This window comes from Streptomyces sp. NBC_01235 (genome assembly GCF_035989285.1).
GTDB lineage: Bacteria > Actinomycetota > Actinomycetes > Streptomycetales > Streptomycetaceae > Streptomyces.
In genome coordinates this window covers 6,763,975-6,779,764 of sequence record NZ_CP108513.1, presented here as the reverse complement: position 1 = coordinate 6,779,764, position 15,790 = coordinate 6,763,975, and the positions used below count along the sequence as shown (strand labels likewise).

Below are 15,790 nucleotides of genomic sequence, written 5' to 3'. Positions count from 1 at the left end.
GGCCCTCTCAGGTGCTCAGCTCAGGCTGGAGCTACCAGGTCGAGCAACAAGACTTACTTGTTGATCTTGGTGACCTGGCCGGCGCCGACCGTCCGGCCACCCTCACGGATGGCGAACTTCAGGCCCTCTTCCATGGCGACGGGCTGGATGAGCTCCACCTTCATCTCGGTGTTGTCACCCGGCATGACCATCTCGGTGCCCTCGGGGAGGGTCACGACGCCGGTCACGTCCGTCGTACGGAAGTAGAACTGCGGACGGTAGTTGTTGAAGAAGGGGGTGTGACGGCCACCCTCGTCCTTCGACAGGATGTAGGCCTGGGCCTCGAACTCGGTGTGCGGGGTGACCGAGCCCGGCTTGATGATGACCTGGCCGCGCTCGACGTCCTCGCGCTTGATGCCGCGGAGCAGCAGACCGACGTTCTCACCGGCCTGGCCCTCGTCGAGCAGCTTGCGGAACATCTCGATACCGGTGACCGTGGTGGTGGTCTTCTCGGTCTTGATGCCGATGATGTCGACGGTCTCGTTGACCTTCAGGACACCACGCTCGATACGGCCGGTGACGACCGTACCGCGACCGGTGATCGTGAAGACGTCCTCGACGGGCATGAGGAACGGCTTGTCGACGTCACGCTCGGGGGTCGGGATCGACTCGTCGACGGCGGCCATCAGGTCCAGAACGGTCTGGCCCCACTCGGCGTCGCCCTCGAGCGCCTTGAGCGCCGAGACCTTGACGACCGGCAGGTCGTCGCCCGGGAACTCGTACTCGGAGAGGAGCTCACGGACCTCGAGCTCGACGAGCTCCAGGATCTCCTCGTCGTCCACCATGTCGGCCTTGTTCAGGGCGACGACGATGTACGGAACGCCGACCTGGCGGGCCAGGAGCACGTGCTCCTTGGTCTGCGGCATCGGGCCGTCGGTGGCGGCGACCACGAGGATGGCGCCGTCCATCTGCGCCGCACCCGTGATCATGTTCTTGATGTAGTCCGCGTGACCGGGGCAGTCGACGTGGGCGTAGTGACGCGTCTCGGTCTGGTACTCGACGTGCGCGATGGAGATCGTGATACCGCGCTGGCGCTCCTCAGGAGCCTTGTCGATCTGGTCGAAGGCCGAGGCCTCGTTCAGGTCCGGGTACGCGTCGTGCAGCACCTTGGTAATGGCGGCCGTGAGGGTCGTCTTACCGTGGTCGATGTGACCGATGGTGCCGATGTTGACGTGCGGCTTAGTCCGCTCGAACTTCGCCTTCGCCACTGGGGTCCTCCTGGGAGTGGTTCTGGTACGCCTTACTTCATCGGCGCCAGGTGATCTTTGCTGTCATAGCCCGGGCCCGGAGCAAACACCCACGAACGGTGACGAATGCGGGTGGTTGCCCCAGAGGCTCCGGAGTCAAGCCTAAAGCGTGTGAACGCGGTGCGTTACTCGCCCTTGGCCTTCGCGATGATCTCCTCGGCGACGTTCCGGGGAACCTCGGCGTAGGAGTCGAACTGCATCGAGTAGCTCGCGCGACCCGACGTCTTGCTGCGGAGGTCGCCGACGTAGCCGAACATCTCCGACAGGGGCACCAGGCCCTTGACGACGCGGGCACCGGCCCGCTCCTCCATGGCCTGGATCTGACCACGGCGGGAGTTGATGTCGCCGATGACCTCACCCATGTAGTCCTCGGGCGTGGTGACCTCGACGGCCATCATCGGCTCGAGCAGCACGGGGCTGGCCTTGCGCGCGGCCTCCTTGAAGGCCTGCGATCCGGCGATCTTGAAGGCGAGCTCGGAGGAGTCCACCTCGTGGTAGCCACCGTCGAGCAGGGTGACGCGCACGCCGGTCATCTCGTAACCGGCGAGGATGCCGAACTGCATGGCCTCCTGCGCACCGGCGTCGACCGAAGGGATGTACTCCTTCGGGATACGACCACCGGTCACCTTGTTCACGAACTCGTACGAGGCGTCGCCACCCTCGATCGGCTCGATCGCGATCTGCACCTTGGCGAACTGGCCGGTACCACCAGTCTGCTTCTTGTGCGTGTAGTCGACCCGGTCGACCGCCTTGCGAATGGTCTCGCGGTAGGCGACCTGCGGCTTGCCGACGTTGGCCTCGACCTTGAACTCACGGCGCATACGGTCGACCAGCACCTCGAGGTGCAGCTCGCCCATGCCACCGATGATGGTCTGGCCGGTCTCCTCGTCCGAGTGGACCTGGAACGACGGGTCCTCCTCGGCCAGGCGCTGGATCGCGATGCCCAGCTTCTCCTGGTCGCCCTTCGACTTGGGCTCGATGGCGACCTGGATGACCGGCGCCGGGAAGTCCATGGACTCCAGGATGACCGGGGCCTTGTCGTCGCACAGCGTCTCGCCGGTCGTGGTCTGCTTCAGACCCATGACGGCGACGATGTCGCCGGCGCCGACCGCCTCGATCTCCTCACGCTTGTTCGCGTGCATGCGGTAGATCTTGCCGATGCGCTCCTTCTTGCCCTTGACGGAGTTCAGCACGGCGGTGCCGGACACCAGGCGGCCCGAGTAGACCCGGACGAAGGTGAGCTTGCCGAGGTGCGGGTCGCTCATGATCTTGAACGCCAGCGCCGACAGCGGCTCGTCGTCGGACGGCTTGCGCTTGACGACCAGCTCCGGGTCCTTGACGTCGTGGCCCTCGATGGCCTCGACGTCCAGGGGGGAGGGGAGGTAGCGCACGACCGCGTCGAGCAGGGGCTGGACGCCCTTGTTCTTGAACGCGGTGCCGCAGAACACGGGGGTGACCGTGACGTCGCTGGACTTGCCGGACGCGATGGTGATGCGACGGATCGCGGCGTACAGCTGCTCCACCGAGGGCTCCTGGCCCTCCAGGTACAGCTCCATGATCTCGTCGTCGTTCTCGGCGACGGTCTCGACGAGCTTGCCGCGGTACTCCTCGGCAGCCTCGGTGTGGGTGGCCGGGATGTCGACGACGTCGTACATCTCGCCCTTCTCCGCCTCGGCGGACCACACGAAGGCCTTCATCGTGACCAGGTCGACGACGCCCTTGAAGTCGGCCTCGGCACCGATCGGGAGCTGCATGACGATCGGCGTCGCGCCCAGGCGGCTGCTGATCATGTCGACGCAGCGGTGGAACTCGGCACCGGTCCGGTCGAGCTTGTTGACGAAGCAGATGCGCGGGACGCCGTAGCGGTCCGCCTGACGCCACACGGTCTCGGACTGGGGCTCGACACCCGCGACGCCGTCGAACACCGTCACGGCACCGTCGAGCACGCGAAGCGAACGCTCCACCTCGACGGTGAAGTCGACGTGGCCCGGCGTGTCGATGATGTTGATGGTGTGGTCGACGTCGGCCAGCGGCCAGTGACAGGTGGTGGCAGCAGAGGTGATCGTGATGCCACGCTCCTGCTCCTGCTCCATCCAGTCCATGGTCGCGGCGCCGTCGTGGACCTCACCGATCTTGTAGGAGACGCCGGTGTAGAACAGGATCCGCTCGGTGGTGGTCGTCTTGCCCGCGTCGATGTGGGCCATGATCCCGATGTTGCGGACCTTGGCCAGGTCAAGTGAAGTGGTAGCCATAAGGCTTTCGTCTTCTCTCGGTCTCGATGTGGGTAGCGACTACCAGCGGTAGTGCGCGAAGGCCTTGTTGGACTCGGCCATCTTGTGGGTGTCCTCGCGCTTCTTCACAGCGGCACCGAGGCCGTTGGACGCGTCGAGAAGCTCGTTGAGCAGGCGCTCGGTCATGGTCTTCTCGCGACGGGCGCGGGAGTAGCCCACGAGCCAGCGCAGCGCCAGGGTGCTCGCGCGGCCCGGCTTGACCTCGACCGGAACCTGGTAGGTCGCGCCACCGACACGGCGGGACTTGACCTCGATGGTCGGCTTGATGTTCTCGAGAGCGCGCTTCAGCGTGATGACCGGGTCGTTGCCGGTCTTCTCGCGCAGGCCCTCCATGGCGCCGTAGACGATGCGCTCGGCGGTGGAGCGCTTGCCGTTCAGCAGCACCTTGTTGATGAGCGACGTGACAAGAGGAGAACCGTAGACCGGGTCGATGATGACCGGGCGCTTCGGGGCAGGGCCCTTACGAGGCATTTCTTACTTCTCCTTCTTGGCGCCGTAGCGGCTGCGGGCCTGCTTGCGGTTCTTGACACCCTGGGTGTCGAGGGAGCCGCGGATGATCTTGTAGCGAACACCCGGCAGGTCCTTCACACGGCCACCACGCACGAGCACGATGGAGTGCTCCTGCAGGTTGTGTCCCTCACCCGGAATGTAAGCGGTGACCTCGATCCCGCTGGTCAGACGCACACGCGCGACCTTACGCAGGGCCGAGTTCGGCTTCTTCGGGGTGGTCGTGAACACACGCGTGCAGACGCCGCGACGCTGAGGGGAACCCTCGAGTGCGGGCGTCTTGTTCTTTTCGACCTTGTCCTGCCGGCCCTTACGGACCAGCTGCTGGATCGTAGGCACTACTTCTCCGGTTTCTGTGTGCCGATTTGTACAGCTAACCTGGAACTTCGCCGACCCACGCGGTCGGGTGTGTCGAATCCCGCGAACTTCCGCCGCGAGGCAGAAGGAGACGCAGATTGCGGAGGCCACTGCTTAGACCCGTATGCGGTTGAGGACACGCACAAGGGCCAGGGCACACCCCAGGCACAAGGTCTGAGCGTACCTAGCGCACCGACTCCGGTCAAAACAGAATCCCCGCCGCCGACACGCCGGAGGTTTACGACCGCTGCCGCAGGCTCTGTGATAGCGGAGCCGAGACCTCCGCGGAACCCACCGGAGGCACCGCCGTGTCGTGAGCTGTGTCATGCCCGACGAAGTACGTCGGACGGTTCTGTACGGCCGTGTAGATGCGGCCGACGTACTCGCCGAGCAGGCCCACACAGATCAGCTGGACGGCACCGACGAACAGCACACCGATGAAGAGGGACGTCCAGCCGGGGACGGTGCGCTCCAGGGCGTAGGCGCTCAGGGTGTAGCCCATCAGGGCCAGGCAGACCAGGAAGGCGAGGCCGCCCAGCCAGGTGGCGATGCGCAGGGGGGCCGCCGAGAAGCCGGTGACGCTGTCGACGGCCAGCCGGATCATCCGGCCCAGGGGGTACTTGCTCTGGCCCGCCGGCCGCGGCGCGCGCTCATAGGAGACCTCGCCGCTGGGGAAGCCCAGCCAGGGCACGAGGAGACGGTAGACGCGCTGCTGGTCCGGCAGGGCCTTCAGGGCGTCCACCGCGGCCCGGCTCAGCAGCCGGAAGTCACCGGCCTGGGCAGGGACGGCCTCCCCGGCGAGACGGCGCACGAGGCGGTAGTACAGGCCTGCCGTCCACCGCTTGAAGCCGGTGTCGCTGGCCCGGTCGGCACGGATGCCGTAGACGATGTCGAGGTTCTCGGCGCGGGCCAGCGCAAGCATGTCGACGATCTTCTCGGGCGGGTCCTGGAGGTCGGCGTCGATGCTGACGACGTACGCGCCGAGCGCCCGGTCGAGGCCGGCGGTGAGGGCCGCCTGGTGGCCCGAGTTGCGGCGCAGGCCGATGATGCGCAACTCCGGCCAGCCGAGCCGGAACGCGGCGAGCAGCTCGGCCGTGCGGTCGGTGCTGCCGTCGTCCACCGCGACGACCTCGTAGTCGACGCCGAGGCCCGCGAGGACCGGGCGCAACCGGCTTACCAGCGCGGGAAGCACCTCTTCCTCGTTGTACATGGGTATGACGACCGACAAGACGGTCCCCGTGGCCGTGGCGTTCGGCGCTTCGGTCACCCGTCCTCCCCCAACCTGTGGCGCACATGTGCGACTCTGTTGCGATCTTATGACCAAACTCTTATGACCAAACTTCACGATCACCCGGACAGCGCTCCGCCCCGCCCTGGGTGTCCGGCGATCGGCCGAGGGGGGACCCCAGCCATGAGCACGGCTTCCAAGGACACGGCGACCAGCCCCGCCGTGCCCGACGGGCGAAAGGAACGGCTCCCGAGGCTCCGCCGCCTCACCCTGCCTGACGGTGTACGACCGTACCTCGCCCCGCTGCTCCTCTACGGCACGATGAAGCTCGTCGGGCTGACCGTGTTCGGCTGGCTCCTGGAGTGGGCCGACGAATACCAGAAGAAGAACCCGCGCTTCGGCGGCGGCGCCCACTGGTGGGACGTGCTCGCCACCTGGGACGGCTGGTGGTACCTCCAGGTCGCCGAGAAGGGCTACCACCCCAAGCCGCTCCAGCCGCTCGCCCCGGGCGGCCTGTTCACGGTCAAACAGGACTCGGTCGCCTTCTTTCCGCTCTACCCCGGCCTGATCCGGGGCGTGTCGGAGATCACGGGACTGGGCCTGTACGGCTCCGCGATCCTGGTGTCGGTCCTGGCCTCCTTCCTCGCCGCCGCCGGCATCTACGCCGTGGTCTCGACGCTGGCCGGGGTGCGGGCGGGCACGATCGCGGCCGGGCTGTGGGCGGTGGCGCCCGGGGCGGGCGTGGAGTGGGCGGTGTACTCGGAGTCGGTCTTCGTCGCCATAGCGGCCTGGTGCTGCTACTGCGTGATGAAGGGCCGCTGGGTGGCGGCCGGGCTCCTCGCCTTCCTCGCCGGGCTCAACCGGCCGACGTCCGCCGCGCTCATCGGCGCGGTCGGGCTGGCGGCGATCGTGACGCTCGCCCGGCGGGAGAGCAGGCGCGAGCACGGGGTCGCCGGACCCGTGTACGCGATGATCGCCGCGCCGCTCGGCCTGCTCACCTACATCACGTGGGTCGGCCTCAGCATGGGCGACCTCACCGCGTACTTCACGCTCCAGCGCGAGGGATGGGCGCACTCCTTCGACTTCGGCGCCTACACCCTCGACGTGCTGCGCAACACTGCGGTCGGTCGCCACGACTACCTGTTCGCGTTCACGGTCCCCGACCTGCTGGCCGTACAACTCGTCCTGGCACTGCCCTTCCTGATCGCGCTGATGCTGCGGAAGAAACCGCCGCTGGTGCTGGTCGCGTACACGCTGGCGAGCGTGATCACCGTGCTCGGTACCCAGCAGATGTTCGGCAACACGGGCCGCTACCTGCTCCCCGCCTTCCCCCTGCTGCTGGCCCCGGCGGCGGCACTGAGCCGGCTGAAGTGGCCGAGCCTGGCGGTGTTCTTCGGAACGGCGGCCATCGCGTCGGGGTGGTACGCGCATTACGTGATCTTCGAGTTGGGAATTCCGTAGCCCGGGTTCGACACCCCCGGGTCGCGCGGCCCGCTGGGCAGGCGCCTGGGCGGCGCTGAAGGCCCCCTGGAGCGCCTGAGCCCCAGGGCAGGGGCCCTGAGAGCTCAGAGCGCCGAAGGGCGTCGGGAACGCCGAAGGGCGGCCACCCCGTACGAAACGGGGTGGCCGCCCTTCAAGCGATCGCTCGCTGCTTACTGGTTGTACGGACCGTAGTCGTAGTCCTCCAGCGGAACGGCCTGGCCGGAGCCCGTGCCGAACGGCGAGTAGTCGATGTCGTCGTAGCCGACGGCCGAGTACATCGCGGCCTTGGCCTCCTCGGTCGGCTCGACCCGGATGTTGCGGTAGCGGGACAGACCCGTACCGGCCGGGATGAGCTTACCGATGATGACGTTCTCCTTGAGGCCGATCAGGGAGTCGGACTTGGCGTTGATCGCCGCGTCCGTGAGGACCCTGGTCGTCTCCTGGAAGGACGCCGCCGACAGCCAGGACTCCGTGGCCAGCGAGGCCTTGGTGATACCCATGAGCTGCGGACGACCGGAGGCCGGGTGACCGCCCTCCTGCACCACACGACGGTTCTCGACCTCGAACTTCGAGCGCTCGACGAGCTCGCCGGGCAGCAGCTCGGCGTCGCCGGACTCGATGATCGTCACACGGCGCAGCATCTGCCGGATGATGATCTCGATGTGCTTGTCGTGGATCGACACACCCTGCGAGTTGTACACCTTCTGGACCTCGCCGACCAGGTGGACCTGGACGGCACGCTGACCCAGGATGCGCAGCACGTCGTGCGGGTTGGTGGCACCCACGGTGAGCTTCTGGCCCACCTCGACGTGCTCGCCCTCGCTGACCAGAAGACGGGCGCGCTTCGAGATCGGGAACGCCGTCTCGTCGCTGCCGTCGTCCGGCGTGATGACGATCTTCTTGGTCTTCTCGGTCTCCTCGATCCGCACGCGGCCGGAGGCCTCGGAGATCGGGGCGACACCCTTCGGGGTACGGGCCTCGAAGAGCTCGACGACACGCGGCAGACCCTGGGTGATGTCGTCACCGGCCACACCACCGGTGTGGAAGGTACGCATCGTCAGCTGGGTGCCGGGCTCACCGATGGACTGGGCGGCGATGATGCCGACCGCCTCACCGATGTCGACCAGCTTGCCGGTGGCCAGCGAGCGGCCATAGCACATGGCACACGTGCCGACCTGCGACTCACAGGTCAGGATCGAGCGGGTCTTGACCTCCTCGACACCGTGACGCACCAGCTGGTCGATGAGCACGTCGCCCAGGTCCACGTTGGCCGGCGCGATCACCTTGCCGTCGATGACGACGTCCTCGGCGAGCATGCGGGCGTAGACGCTGGTCTCGACGTCGTCCGTCTTGCGCAGGACGCCGTCCTCGCCGCGGACCGCGATCTTCAGCTTCAGACCGCGCTCGGTGCCGCAGTCCTCCTCGCGGATGATGACGTCCTGCGAGACGTCCACCAGACGACGGGTCAGGTAACCCGAGTCGGCGGTACGCAGGGCGGTGTCCGCCAGACCCTTACGGGCACCGTGCGTGGAGATGAAGTACTCCAGCACGGACAGACCCTCACGGAACGAGGCCTTGATCGGACGCGGGATGGTCTCGTTCTTCGCGTTCGACACCAGACCACGCATACCGGCGATCTGCCGCATCTGCATCATGTTTCCTCGGGCACCCGAGTCAACCATCATGAAGATGGGGTTCGTCTTGGGGAAGTTCGCGTTCATCGCCTCGGCGACCTCGTTGGTCGCCTTGGTCCAGATCGCGATGAGCTCCTGCGTGCGCTCTTCCTTGGTGATCAGACCGCGCTCGTACTGCTTCTGGACCTTCTCGTCCTGCGCCTCGTAGCCCTTGACGATCTCCTTCTTCGCCTCGGGAACGACGACGTCGGAGATGGCCACGGTGACACCGGAACGGGTCGCCCAGTAGAAGCCGGCCGCCTTCAGGTTGTCGAGCGTCGCCGCCACGATGACCTTGGGGTAGCGCTCGGCCAGGTCGTTGACGATCTCGGAGAGCTGCTTCTTGCCCACCGAGTAGTCGACGAACGGGTAGTCCTCGGGGAGCAGCTCGTTGAAGAGCGCGCGGCCCAGGGTGGTGCGCAGGCGGAAGGTGTCCCCCTGCTGCCACTCCGGCTCGCCCTCCTCACGCGCCGGCGGCGTCCAGCCACGCGGCGGGATGGTGCCCACCGGGAAGCGGATGTCGACCGGCGACTGGAGCGCGAGCTCACCGGCGTCGAACGCCATGATCGCCTCGGCCGAGGAGCCGAAGGACCGGCCCTCGCCCTTGGTGTCACGCAGCTCGCCGTCGGTGGTGAGGAAGAACAGACCGAGGACCATGTCCTGGGTCGGCATCGTCACCGGACGGCCGTCGGCGGGCTTGAGGATGTTGTTCGAGGACAGCATCAGGATGCGGGCCTCGGCCTGCGCCTCCGCGGAGAGCGGCAGGTGGACGGCCATCTGGTCACCGTCGAAGTCCGCGTTGAACGCGGTGCAGACGAGCGGGTGGATCTGGATGGCCTTGCCCTCGACCAGCTGCGGCTCGAAGGCCTGGATGCCGAGGCGGTGCAGGGTGGGCGCACGGTTCAGCAGAACCGGGTGCTCGGCGATGACCTCTTCGAGGACGTCGTACACGACCGTGCGGCCGCGCTCCACCATGCGCTTGGCGCTCTTGATGTTCTGCGCGTGGTTCAGGTCGACCAGGCGCTTCATCACGAACGGCTTGAAGAGCTCCAGCGCCATCGCCTTCGGCAGACCGCACTGGTGCAGCTTCAGCTGCGGACCGACGACGATCACGGAACGCGCGGAGTAGTCCACACGCTTGCCGAGCAGGTTCTGACGGAATCGACCCTGCTTGCCCTTCAGCATGTCGCTGAGGGACTTCAGCGGGCGGTTACCGGGACCGGTGACCGGACGGCCACGACGACCGTTGTCGAACAGCGCGTCCACGGCCTCCTGGAGCATGCGCTTCTCGTTGTTCACGATGATCTCGGGCGCACCGAGGTCGAGAAGGCGCTTCAGTCGGTTGTTCCGGTTGATCACACGGCGGTACAGGTCGTTCAGGTCGGAGGTCGCGAAGCGGCCACCGTCCAGCTGCACCATCGGGCGAAGGTCCGGCGGGATGACCGGCACGCAGTCCAGCACCATGCCCTTGGGGCTGTTGCTGGTCTGCAGGAACGCGGAGACGACCTTCAGGCGCTTGAGCGCACGGGTCTTCTTCTGGCCCTTGCCGGTGCGGATGATCTCGCGGAGGCGCTCGGCCTCCTCGTCCAGGTCGAAGGACTCCAGGCGCTTCTGCAGCGCCGCGGCACCCATCGAACCGTCGAAGTACGTGCCGAAGCGGTCACGCAGCTCGCGGTAGAGGAGCTCGTCGCCCTCCAGGTCCTGGACCTTGAGGTTCTTGAAGCGGGTCCAGACCTCGTCGAGACGGTCGATCTCGCGCTGCGCACGGTCGCGCAGCTGCTTCATCTCGCGCTCGGCGCCTTCGCGCACCTTGCGGCGCACGTCGGCCTTGGCACCCTCGGCCTCGAGCTCGGCCAGGTCGGTCTCGAGCTTCTTGGCGCGGGCCTCGAGGTCGGCGTCGCGACGGTTCTCGATCTGCTGACGCTCGACGGAGACGTGCGCCTCCAGCGAGGGCAGGTCACGCGTCCGGCGCTCGTCGTCGACGTACGTGATCATGTACGCCGCGAAGTAGATGACCTTCTCGAGGTCCTTCGGGGCGAGGTCGAGCAGGTAGCCGAGGCGCGACGGAACGCCCTTGAAGTACCAGATGTGCGTGACAGGGGCGGCCAGCTCGATGTGGCCCATCCGCTCACGACGCACCTTGGCGCGAGTGACCTCGACGCCGCAGCGCTCGCAGATGATGCCCTTGAACCGGACACGCTTGTACTTGCCGCAGTAGCACTCCCAGTCCCGGGTCGGACCGAAGATCTTCTCGCAGAAGAGTCCGTCCTTTTCCGGCTTGAGCGTGCGGTAGTTGATCGTCTCGGGCTTCTTGACCTCGCCGTGGCTCCACTGACGGATGTCGTCCGCCGTGGCCAGGCCGATCCGGAGCTCGTCGAAGAAGTTGACGTCGAGCACTATGCGTCAATCCCTCTCAGGGTTGTAAGTCTTGGGGTCTGATACGGGGGTCCCGGGGCCGGCCGGAGGCTCAGGGATCTTCATCGCTGAACCTCCGGACCGGACTCCCGTCAGACCTCTTCGACGCTGCTCGGCTCGCGCCGGGACAGGTCGATGCCGAGCTCCTCCGCTGCGCGGAAGACGTCCTCGTCGGTGTCACGCATCTCGATGGACATACCGTCGCTGGACAGCACCTCCACGTTCAGGCAGAGAGACTGCATCTCCTTGATGAGCACCTTGAAGGACTCGGGGATGCCGGGCTCGGGGATGTTCTCGCCCTTGACGATGGCCTCGTAGACCTTCACGCGGCCGGTCACGTCGTCGGACTTGATGGTCAGGAGCTCCTGGAGGGCGTAGGCGGCGCCGTAAGCCTCCAGCGCCCACACCTCCATCTCACCGAAGCGCTGACCGCCGAACTGCGCCTTACCACCCAGCGGCTGCTGGGTGATCATCGAGTACGGACCGGTCGAGCGGGCGTGCAGCTTGTCGTCGACCAGGTGGTGCAGCTTCAGGATGTACATGTAGCCGATGGAGATCGGGTCCGGGAACGGCTCGCCGGAGCGGCCGTCGAACAGCCTCGCCTTACCGGTCGGCTGCACCATGCGCTCGCCGTCGCGGTTCGGGATGGTGTGGTTCAGCAGACCCGCGAGCTCGTCCTCACGCGCACCGTCGAACACCGGGGTGGCGACGTTGGTGCCCGGGGCGACCTGGTCGGCACCGATGACCTGCAGGCGCTGCGCCCAGTCCTCGCCGAGCCCGGAGACGTCCCAGCCGCGGCTGGCGAGCCAGCCGAGGTGGATCTCCAGCACCTGTCCCGGGTTCATTCGGGACGGCACGCCGAGCGGGTTGAGGATGATGTCGACCGGAGTTCCGTCCTCGAGGAACGGCATGTCCTCGATCGGAAGGATCTTCGAGATGACACCCTTGTTGCCGTGGCGGCCGGCGAGCTTGTCACCGTCCGTGATCTTGCGCTTCTGCGCCACGTAGACGCGGACCAGCTGGTTCACGCCCGGCGGCAGCTCGTCGCCCTCTTCACGGTCGAAGACGCGGACGCCGATGACCTTGCCGATCTCGCCGTGCGGCACCTTCAGCGAGGTGTCACGGACCTCACGGGCCTTCTCACCGAAGATCGCGCGCAGCAGGCGCTCCTCCGGCGTCAGCTCGGTCTCACCCTTGGGCGTGACCTTGCCGACCAGGATGTCACCGGCGACGACCTCGGCACCGATGCGGATGATGCCGCGCTCGTCGAGGTCGGCGAGGACCTCCTCGGAGACGTTCGGGATGTCCCGGGTGATCTCCTCGGGGCCGAGCTTGGTGTCACGGGCGTCGACCTCGTGCTCCTCGATGTGGATCGAGGAGAGGACGTCGTCCTGCACGAGGCGCTGCGACAGGATGATCGCGTCCTCGTAGTTGTGACCCTCCCACGGCATGAACGCCACGAGCAGGTTCTTGCCCAGCGCCATCTCGCCGTTCTCGGTGGCCGGACCGTCGGCCAGGACCTGGCCCTCGATGATCCGGTCGCCCTCGTTGACGATGACCTTCTGGTTGACCGAGGTGCCCTGGTTGGAACGGGCGAACTTGGCCAGGCGGTACGTGATGTACGTGCCGTCGTCGTTGGTGGTGGTGATGTAGTCCGCGGAGACCTCCTGGACCACACCCGCCTTCTCGGCCTTGACCACGTCGCCGGCGTCGACGGCGGAGCGGTACTCCATGCCGGTGCCGACGAGCGGGGACTCGCTCTTGATGAGCGGCACGGCCTGACGCATCATGTTCGCGCCCATGAGGGCACGGTTGGCGTCGTCGTGCTCGAGGAACGGGATCATGGCCGTCGCGACCGACACCATCTGGCGCGGGGAGACGTCCATGTAGTCCACGTCGTCACCGGGGACGTAGTCGACCTCGCCGCCACGACGGCGGACCAGGACGCGGTTCTCGGTGAAGCGCAGGTCGTCGTCGAGCGTGGCGTTGGCCTGCGCGATGACGAACCGGTCCTCTTCGTCGGCCGTCAGGTAGTCGACCTCGTCGGTGACGACACCGTCGGTGACCCGGCGGTAGGGCGTCTCCACGAAACCGAACGCGTTGACGCGCCCGTACGAGGCGAGCGAACCGATCAGACCGATGTTCGGGCCTTCAGGGGTCTCGATCGGGCACATGCGTCCGTAGTGGGACGGGTGCACGTCACGGACCTCGAAGCCGGCCCGCTCACGGGAGAGACCACCCGGGCCGAGCGCCGACAGACGGCGCTTGTGGGTGAGACCCGACAGCGGGTTGTTCTGGTCCATGAACTGCGACAGCTGGCTGGTGCCGAAGAACTCCTTGATGGAGGCGACGACCGGCCGGATGTTGATCAGGGTCTGCGGCGTGATCGCCTCGACGTCCTGAGTCGTCATCCGCTCGCGGACGACACGCTCCATACGCGCCAGACCCGTACGGACCTGGTTCTGGATGAGCTCGCCGACACTGCGCAGACGACGGTTGCCGAAGTGGTCGATGTCGTCGGTCTCGACGACGATCGTCTGACCGTTGTCCCCGACCGTCTCGGTCTCGCCCGCGTGCAGCTTGACCAGGTACTTGATCGTCGAGATGACGTCCTCGACGGTCAGGACACCGGCGTCCAGCGGAGCGTCCGCGGCCAGCTTCTTGTTGACCTTGTAGCGGCCGACCTTGGCGAGGTCGTAGCGCTTCGGGTTGAAGTAGAGGTTCTCGAGCAGCGTCTGCGCGGCCTCACGCGTGGGGGGCTCGCCCGGACGCAGCTTGCGGTAGATGTCGAGCAGCGCGTCGTCCTGGCCCTGGGTGTGGTCCTTCTCCAGGGTGGCGCGCATGGACTCGTACTCGCCGAACTCCTCGAGGATCTGCTCGGTGGTCCAGCCGAGAGCCTTCAGGAGAACGGTGACGGACTGCTTGCGCTTGCGGTCGATACGGACACCGACCATGTCGCGCTTGTCGATCTCCATCTCCAGCCAGGCACCCCGGGACGGGATGATCTTGGCCGAGAAGATGTCCTTGTCGGACGTCTTGTCGATGGAGGAGTCGAAGTAGACACCCGGCGAACGGACCAGCTGCGACACCACGACACGCTCGGTGCCGTTGATGACGAAGGTGCCCTTGTTCGTCATGAGCGGGAAGTCGCCCATGAAGACCGTCTGGGACTTGATCTCGCCGGTCTCGTTGTTCGTGAACTCGGCCGTCACGAAGAGCGGGGCCGCGTACGTGAAGTCACGGTCCTTGCACTCGTCGATGCTGTTCTTAGGCGGCTCGAAACGGTGGTCGCGGAAGGTCAGCGACATCGACCCGGAGAAGTCCTCGATCGGGGAGATCTCCTCGAAGATCTCCTCCAGACCGGACTTCGTGGGGACGTCCTGACCCGACTCCAGAGCCGCCTCGACCCGACTCTGCCAGGCGGCGTTCCCGAGCAGCCAGTCAAAGCTCTCGGTCTGCAACGCGAGCAGGTTGGGAACCTCGAGGGGCTCCTTGATCTTTGCAAAGGAGATGCGCAGCGGGGCGGTGCTGGCAGCGTTGTTCGTATTCGCGGTCGAGGCGTTGCGCGAGGCGGCCAAGAGGGGGTCCTTCCGAGGGCTCGGACTCACTACGCGCGTACCGGCCCCTCAATCCTGTGCACAGAGACAGCTTTCCGGATCTGGCCAAAGGGCCAGGTCAGGGAGGTCTGGTCGTCCGGGCTCAAGTGAGGGCATGCCCCTGGTGACGGGCAGGGGACAGCTAACAGGCAGCGCAAAGGGTCAGTGTAGCCACTTGGCACACTGATGTCCAGTGCGGGTTTCTCGAGACCCTCGTGGTTCTCAACGCCCTCGGTCTGCTAGCTCTCAACGCACGGTGATACTGCCCTCTTCGTCGCCGATCCATGCCTCGGATTCGGATCCTTGTGACGACGCGTCCTGAGAATTGCGCGCTGCGTGCGGTTCGTCAAGGCCCCCCTGCGCGAACCGGGGCGCTCGGAGACACTACGAAGATCACCATACCCCCCGCTCACACGGGTACAAGGCAACCGTGGCCGCGCCCCCAGGAACGACGAAGAGCGACCACCCAGATGGATGATCGCTCTTCGGTGCGTGGGCGTTACAGCCCCGGAGGGACTGAATTCAGCCTTCGCGTACGGTCGTCGCCGACCGCGATGGTGTTACTTGACCTCGACGGAGGCGCCGGCGCCCTTGAGGGACTCGGCAGCCTTCTCGGCGGCCTCCTTGGCGACCTTCTCGAGGACGGGCTTCGGGGCGCCGTCCACGAGGTCCTTGGCCTCCTTCAGACCCAGGGAGGTCAGCTCACGCACGACCTTGATGACCTGGATCTTCTTCTCGCCGGCACCCGTGAGGATGACGTCGAACTCGTCCTGCTCCTCGACGGCCTCGGCGGCCGGGGCACCCGGGCCCGCGATACCGGCAACGGCGACCGGGGCGGCAGCGGTGACGTCGAACTTCTCCTCGAACGCCTTGACGAACTCAGCGAGCTCGATGAGGGTGAGGTTCTCGAACTGCGCGAGCAGCTCTTCCTGGGACAGCTTCGTCGCCATGTTGG

General features: G+C 66.4%; 9 protein-coding genes. 1 reads left to right on the top strand and 8 read right to left on the bottom strand.

The window, feature by feature from the left end; translation table 11 throughout:
- Positions 1-53 precede the first annotated feature (53 nt).
- The 5 genes from tuf to OG289_RS30415 form a co-directional block, all read right to left on the bottom strand.
- Positions 54-1,247: an elongation factor Tu gene (gene tuf / locus OG289_RS30435; protein ID WP_327317246.1), complete on the bottom strand. Its 1,194-nt coding sequence runs from the start codon at positions 1,245-1,247 to the stop codon at positions 54-56.
- A gap of 164 nt (positions 1,248-1,411) precedes the next feature.
- A complete protein-coding gene (gene fusA / locus OG289_RS30430) occupies positions 1,412-3,538 on the bottom strand; it encodes an elongation factor G (protein ID WP_327317245.1) in 2,127 nt (708 codons plus the stop codon).
- A gap of 39 nt (positions 3,539-3,577) precedes the next feature.
- A complete protein-coding gene (gene rpsG / locus OG289_RS30425; RefSeq protein WP_030788318.1) occupies positions 3,578-4,048 on the bottom strand; it encodes a 30S ribosomal protein S7 in 471 nt (156 codons plus the stop codon).
- Between the two features lie 3 nt (positions 4,049-4,051).
- Positions 4,052-4,423: a 30S ribosomal protein S12 gene (gene rpsL / locus OG289_RS30420; RefSeq protein ID WP_003948652.1), complete on the bottom strand. Its 372-nt coding sequence runs from the start codon at positions 4,421-4,423 to the stop codon at positions 4,052-4,054.
- Between the two features lie 256 nt (positions 4,424-4,679).
- Positions 4,680-5,708, bottom strand: coding sequence for a glycosyltransferase family 2 protein (locus OG289_RS30415; protein ID WP_327317244.1), 1,029 nt, complete (start codon positions 5,706-5,708; stop codon positions 4,680-4,682).
- A 144-nt stretch (positions 5,709-5,852) separates the two neighbouring features.
- Here OG289_RS30415 and OG289_RS30410 point away from each other — a divergent pair, with 144 nt between their 5' ends.
- On the top strand, positions 5,853-7,130 hold the full coding sequence (locus tag OG289_RS30410) for a hypothetical protein (RefSeq protein ID WP_327317243.1): 1,278 nt from the start codon (positions 5,853-5,855) through the stop codon (positions 7,128-7,130).
- Positions 7,131-7,321: 191 nt separating this feature from the next.
- Here OG289_RS30410 and OG289_RS30405 read toward each other — a convergent pair whose 3' ends face one another.
- The 3 genes from OG289_RS30405 to rplL form a co-directional block, all read right to left on the bottom strand.
- On the bottom strand, positions 7,322-11,221 hold the full coding sequence (locus OG289_RS30405; protein ID WP_327317242.1) for a DNA-directed RNA polymerase subunit beta': 3,900 nt from the start codon (positions 11,219-11,221) through the stop codon (positions 7,322-7,324).
- Positions 11,222-11,331: 110 nt separating this feature from the next.
- Positions 11,332-14,817: a DNA-directed RNA polymerase subunit beta gene (gene rpoB / locus OG289_RS30400; RefSeq protein ID WP_327317241.1), complete on the bottom strand. Its 3,486-nt coding sequence runs from the start codon at positions 14,815-14,817 to the stop codon at positions 11,332-11,334.
- 578 nt (positions 14,818-15,395) lie between these two features.
- On the bottom strand, positions 15,396-15,785 hold the full coding sequence (gene rplL, locus OG289_RS30395) for a 50S ribosomal protein L7/L12 (protein ID WP_327317240.1): 390 nt from the start codon (positions 15,783-15,785) through the stop codon (positions 15,396-15,398).
- Positions 15,786-15,790 lie beyond the last annotated feature (5 nt).

Bases quoted from the DNA above. Each gene is read 5' to 3' on its own strand.
- fusA (WP_327317245.1), bottom strand. From the start codon at position 3,538: ATGGCTACCACTTCACTTGACCTGGCCAAGGTCCGCAACATCGGGATC.
- rpsG (WP_030788318.1), bottom strand. From the start codon at position 4,048: ATGCCTCGTAAGGGCCCTGCCCCGAAGCGCCCGGTCATCATCGACCCG.
- OG289_RS30410 (WP_327317243.1), top strand. From the start codon at position 5,853: ATGAGCACGGCTTCCAAGGACACGGCGACCAGCCCCGCCGTGCCCGAC.
- rplL (WP_327317240.1), bottom strand. From the start codon at position 15,785: ATGGCGACGAAGCTGTCCCAGGAAGAGCTGCTCGCGCAGTTCGAGAAC.